This is a genomic window from Clostridium tagluense (assembly GCF_003865095.1).
Lineage (GTDB): Bacteria > Bacillota > Clostridia > Clostridiales > Clostridiaceae > Clostridium_AD > Clostridium_AD tagluense.
On record NZ_BHYK01000073.1, the window covers coordinates 1 to 5,640 of the forward strand.

Consider the following 5,640-nt stretch of genomic DNA (forward strand, 5'->3'; position numbering starts at 1 on the left):
AGGAGGTATTTTTCAAATTTTTACAGACTTGTCAAGTGTTTTATGCAGAAAAAATGGGGGAATCAACAAAAATTAATGATACTAGAAATGAGTAATCATAGGAGCTAATGAGTTTCCGTGAAAGCTCTACTAATGCAGAGGGGGGACAATAATGATGTATACAAAGAAAAAGGGAGTAACATTAATAGAATTAATTATAACAATTGCAATATTGTCTATAGTCCTCTCTGTAATTGGTTCTTTCTTTTTTACAAATTATAAAGCATTAAATTCAGTAAATAAAGACTTAGAGTTGCAGTCAAAAGGAGAAAAAGCCATTAATTGTATGATGGATAGTATTATAGATGGATATGGAGTTGTTGAAGTTAAAGCAATAGAGGGTAGTCCAGAAACTGAAATTAGCAAACTAGCAGTGACAAAGGAGTTGTATACTTCTGTTTTCGAATTGCGAAATGGAATATTATATTATGGCAAAGGAACATTAACTGATATAAATGGAAAAGCTAATGAGAAAGTATGTAATAGCATTAAGTCAATAATGATTACCACATTACCTATAGGTGAAAGTTTTAGCAATTGCACTGGATTAAAAATTAAAATAACTATGGCATCAGATAAAACAGGTAAACTAGAGAAAGTATTTGGTAATGAAGTTTATTTCAGAAATAAAGAAGTGAAAATAAAAGTATTATAAACGAAAGTTTTATTTAATATACATATTAGCAAAAGTGAATATTGTGAAGTATAAAAAATTATTATAATACATGTAAATAAGTAAGTAAGAGGGGTGATTAGTATTAAAACGTATTTAAAAAGGAATCTTAAAAAATTAATAACTCTTTTTATGATAATCAACATGATTTTTAATATTTCTATTCTTACATTTGCAGAAACTACAAATAAGGATAATAAAACAATAACAGATGGAGAGTGGAATGAAAAAGGTTTTAAAAGTAATTGGAGAAATCCAACACCACAGGCTGATTATGTTGTTCGTGTGGGAGACATAGATAATTTTGGTGTTGGTTGGAAGTGGACAAGTCAAAATTTCTTTGGGGATAATTTTGAGGAAATTGACCCTTTTAGTGGAAAAAGCACTACAGGACATTATTGGGGTAGTGGTTATGATCGAAATGATAATTTTAAATGGGAAGTAATTAATACAAATGAACCAAATGGATTAGATAGGATAATAACAGTATCAGGTTATGGAGTAAAGCCCAATACATCTGGCATTGGAGCTGATGGTTATTCAAATAGAATGAGTAGAATTGGTAATACGTTACAAAAGGCGCCGAAGGTTACGCCTAGAGATGTTAATGGAACTATTAATATAAATCACAATATAAGAAGCATTTTACAAGAAAGTAGCACAGAAAAGGGGGGTTTTCAGATTAAATATGCAATGCTTCAAATGTTTGTTGATGATTTTCAGCCAAATGCTGGTGGCGCTGTTGCTGGAGGAGCAATTTACCAAGTTAAGTTTATAGATGATGACTTAAGGGAAACAAGAATACCAGAACTGGAAGATTTAATTAATCATCTTAACCAAACGGGACCAGTTGGTAAATTAATAAGCTTTGAAATTCCTTCCAGGTATTTAGACTTATTAAGAAATAATAATGATTTGAAAATAAATATTGATGATCCTGAAACTGGAGCTGGAGATGGATACGCTGTAGACTTTGTAAAACTTTTAATAAATCCTAAAGAACTTGTTCATGAAGGTAGTATAACTGGAAGAGTAACTGATAAAAATAGCAATCCTATTGAAAAAGCTTATGTTGAGGTAAATGGAAGGTGGAAAACATTTACAGATAAAAATGGAACTTATAAAATTGATAATGTTGTATCAGGATTAGCAAGTGTTAAATCTTACAAAGCTGGTGAATATAAAGAACAAACAAAGCCTACTGACATAGTTGATAAAGAAACAAAGATTTTAAACTTTGAATTAGAACATATATATAATTTAAATAATTTAGTAGATCTAGATAAAAAAGTTGGAAATAACTTAGGCAAGGATGGAGAAGAAGAATACGAAGTAACTTTAGATATAAAGAAAAATAATAAAAATGAAAATAACGGAACATTAAATTTAAAAGATTGCGTAATTGAAGATGAGATTGCAGATGAATTTATAATTAAGTCAGATTCTTATAAAGCGGTAGAATTTAAAAATTCTAAACCAAGAGAAGTAAAAGTAGAAATGGAACAATCAGGAAATATATTAAAATGTAATTTTAATAATACAGGTGATAATGACGGAATTTCTATAAGTTATAAAATTAAGAGAGCCAATAATGAGATAAAACCAGGCCGATATCCAACTAGTAGAAAACCAGCAGTTTTAGAATATAGTGCAATTAATGATGGTAATATTAGGCAAAAAGTTCAATTTCCACAGGTGGAAGTGTCATTATTAGAAGGAATACCTAATGAACTAATAAGTTTACAGAGAAATATTAAAGGGCAATCTAATAATATTTCACAAGGCAAAGAATTTGAGGTTGAATATACTATAAATCCACAACCTATTCCAGTTAATAAAATAGAAAATACTAATAATAAAGAAATTACATTAGTAATAGATACATCTGGAAGTATGGAAGAAAAGATAAATGGGAAATCTAAATTAAATATAATGAAAGATGTTGCGAAAAATTTTGTGGGTAAATTTGAAAAAGATAGTAAGGTAGATATTGCTTTGATTGAATACAATAATGAAGCAAGAAGTTTATATTCCTTTGATAAATTAAGTAAAAGTAGAATTGATAAGAATGAAAAATTAACTGAAGGTAATATTGATGAAATTGCTAAACACTTTAATGTGATAATTAGATATGATAAAGCAAATGGATATTACTATCTATATATAAATAATCAATACAAACAGGTTTACAAGGTGAGCGATATTATCAATGAAAGTATTAATGCAACGATTGATAGTTTGAGTGCTAATGGCTCAACTAATATAGGAGATGGGTTAAGACGAGCTTATTATATGCAACAGAGCGATAGTGATACAGATAAATATATTATTATAATGACTGATGGAAAGTCAGAATCATATAGTGTAAATAATAACAATAATTTTATGATTCAAAATGGTACACCATATAAAACGTATTCTACAATTTATTATTCAAATGGTAGAATATATGATTACAGAGAAAAATCTCGCATATATGCTAATACAGTGGCTGAAAATTTATTAGGGAAATCAGCTATTAAAACTTTTGTGGTAGGATTTGGTGAGGGTGCTAATACAAGCAATCAAGAAATAGCAAATAGTGCAAAAGGAAGTTATTTTGATACATTGAATGAAGAACAAATTAAAGAAATTTATAATAAAATTGCTAAAGTTGTAGAGGCGAATGTATCAGCTGAAATTTCTTTTGATGAAACTATTCCAGGTGCACAATATATTGAAGCTGTAACAAGAGAAGATGGAAAGCATGTAGTTGGAAATAATTCTGAATGGTTAACCATTAATGAAGATAGAATCACTGGTAGTTTAAAAAATATAAATTACACAAAACAAGGAGATTATTTTGTGGCGGAGCCTATTAAATTTTCATTGAAATTTAAGGGTAAAGAATCTTGTAACTTAGATAAAGCCGTTGCAAAATATACTGTTAATAAAAACAGCAAGGATAAGAGTGAAGAAAAGAGCTTTAATAAATTACCTATTAATATAACTAAAACAAATAATATTATTAAGCAGGGTATATTTGTTAAAGATAATAAAACTAATAATTATATTTTAGGAGGAACTGAATCAGTTGAAAATAAGATAAAGACAAACAGTATCAATATTGTAAGAACTATAAAACAAAGCATAGGTATTATGATTAAAGTTAATACTAGCGATATTAATATTGAAATTGAAATTGATACTGAAAATAAAGATCTTAAATTAGATGATAAAGGTTCTAAATTAAATGTACATGAAATTAATGATGGAGTAATTAGTAAAGAACCAGTTTTCACAAAATTATGTAAACTAAACAAAATAACTAATAATGATTTTGTAGGTAAAGATATTAATGGTAAAGATTTCACTTTTGAAACAGGTAAAACTTACATTATTGAGTATATATTTGTAACTGATATTAAGGAAAGTAATTCAATAAGTTTAGTTCAGATAATTAATAAGGTGAAAATTGATGGTATTGAAAAAGGTAAATTAAAAATAGATGTTAAAGGATTACCAAAGTTAGAATAACAATTATTCAAGATTGTATTTGGCGATTAAAACCTACAGCTAGAATTATTAAATGCAATACTCAAAATACCACAGGATGAATTAGAAGAAATAGAACTCATTAATACAGAATTATTAAGAGAGTTTGCAGAGGATAGAAAAGGGATATTAGATGTTAGAGCTAAAACCAAAAATGGTGAGGAGATAGATATAGAAATTCAGGTTTTATATAGAGCGTATATAGAAAAAGGCACCTGCTTACGTCAGGTGCCTTTTTCTATGGAATTATTATGAAGAATAAACATCTGAAAGTTCCACTTTTATATTTTCATTTCCGTTTTTTACTTTGCTGCTGTATATATTATTTTCATGAAGTATCTTTTCTGAAGGAATAATAACTGTAAACTTACTTCCTTTTCCAAATTCACTTTCAACATTTATACTACCACCGTGTAATTCCACAATGGACTTAACTAAACTAAGGCCAATACCTGTACCTTCTGCATTTCTCGATAGCGATTTATCTACCTGCTTAAATCTATCAAATATCATATCTAAGTACTCAGGTTCGATGCCTACGCCATTATCCTTTACTGATATTTCAACAAATTCATTTTTATCATTAATAGCTACAAGTATTTCATCACCTTTATCTGAAAATTTTATGGCATTTGATATAAGATTTAATACTATTCTCTCTATCTTTTCTGAGTCACAGGCAATGATTTTTTCTTCTATATCTGTATCAAAAATAATATTTAAATCTTTACTGTCAGTAAAAGTAGTTACAGACATTACTATTTCCTCTACAACATCCACTATATTGTTATTAGATAGGTTCAATTTGTAGAAGCCTGCTTCAATTTTTGATAAATCAACTATGTTGTTAATAATTTTAGATAGTCTATAGGAGTTTTGCTTGATAGAGTCTATATATTTAACAATGGAATCTTTCTTATCATCAAGGGATCCACTTTCGCAATACATATTAAATAGTTGAGCTGTTGCAAATATAACATTTAGTGGTGTTTTAAGTTCATGAGATATGTTTACAAGAAATTCTCCTTGTGATTTTAATGCTTTTTCCATGATTATATTAGATTTTATTTCATTAGTAACATCTATTATTAAAATTAAGATTTCCTCAATTTCTCCATTTACATCAAGGAGTGGTTCAAAGATAACATTCCAATAAATTTCATTTTCATCTACAAAATAACTTTGTTTATTCAAAAATTTAGTTTTCTTATCTTTTAACATATCATTAATACAAAGGCAATACTCACTTGTATTTAATAATTTAAATAGAGTACTCACGGAAACTAATAAATAAAACTTGAATTTGTATTGAGTTGTATAGAACTATAAAATTTATGATATTAGAGCGGTTTGTAATAAAAACAGGCATAGCAAACAAGCCTGCACGGTGCAAG

Annotated in this window: 3 protein-coding genes and 1 pseudogene; 3 read left to right on the forward strand and 1 reads right to left on the reverse strand. The window is 27.9% G+C overall.

Translation table 11 applies throughout. The features are described 5' to 3' along the window. The first annotated feature begins 151 nt into the window (after positions 1–151). The 3 genes and pseudogenes from Ctaglu_RS24255 to Ctaglu_RS26120 all read left to right on the forward strand — a co-directional run. Positions 152–694, forward strand: a complete 543-nt coding sequence (locus tag Ctaglu_RS24255; RefSeq protein WP_125006590.1) for a type II secretion system protein — start codon at positions 152–154, stop codon at positions 692–694. A 93-nt stretch (positions 695–787) separates the two neighbouring features. After that, on the forward strand, positions 788–4,228 hold the full coding sequence (locus tag Ctaglu_RS26115) for a VWA domain-containing protein (protein ID WP_233439948.1): 3,441 nt from the start codon (positions 788–790) through the stop codon (positions 4,226–4,228). A 51-nt stretch (positions 4,229–4,279) separates the two neighbouring features. Further along, a pseudogene (locus Ctaglu_RS26120) lies at positions 4,280–4,501 on the forward strand (PD-(D/E)XK nuclease family transposase); the annotation flags it as partial. On the opposite strand, the gene Ctaglu_RS24275 reads toward Ctaglu_RS26120, so the two are convergent. Continuing rightward, on the reverse strand, positions 4,496–5,467 hold the full coding sequence (locus tag Ctaglu_RS24275) for a sensor histidine kinase (RefSeq protein ID WP_125006592.1): 972 nt from the start codon (positions 5,465–5,467) through the stop codon (positions 4,496–4,498). The pseudogene Ctaglu_RS26120 and the gene Ctaglu_RS24275 sit on opposite strands and share 6 nt — an antisense overlap. Between the last annotated feature and the right edge of the window lie 173 nt (positions 5,468–5,640).

Coding starts and splice junctions, on each gene's coding strand:
- Ctaglu_RS24255 (WP_125006590.1), top strand. CDS start 152: ATGATGTATACAAAGAAAAAGGGAGTAACATTAATAGAATTAATTATA.
- Ctaglu_RS24275 (WP_125006592.1), bottom strand. CDS start 5,467: ATGTTAAAAGATAAGAAAACTAAATTTTTGAATAAACAAAGTTATTTT.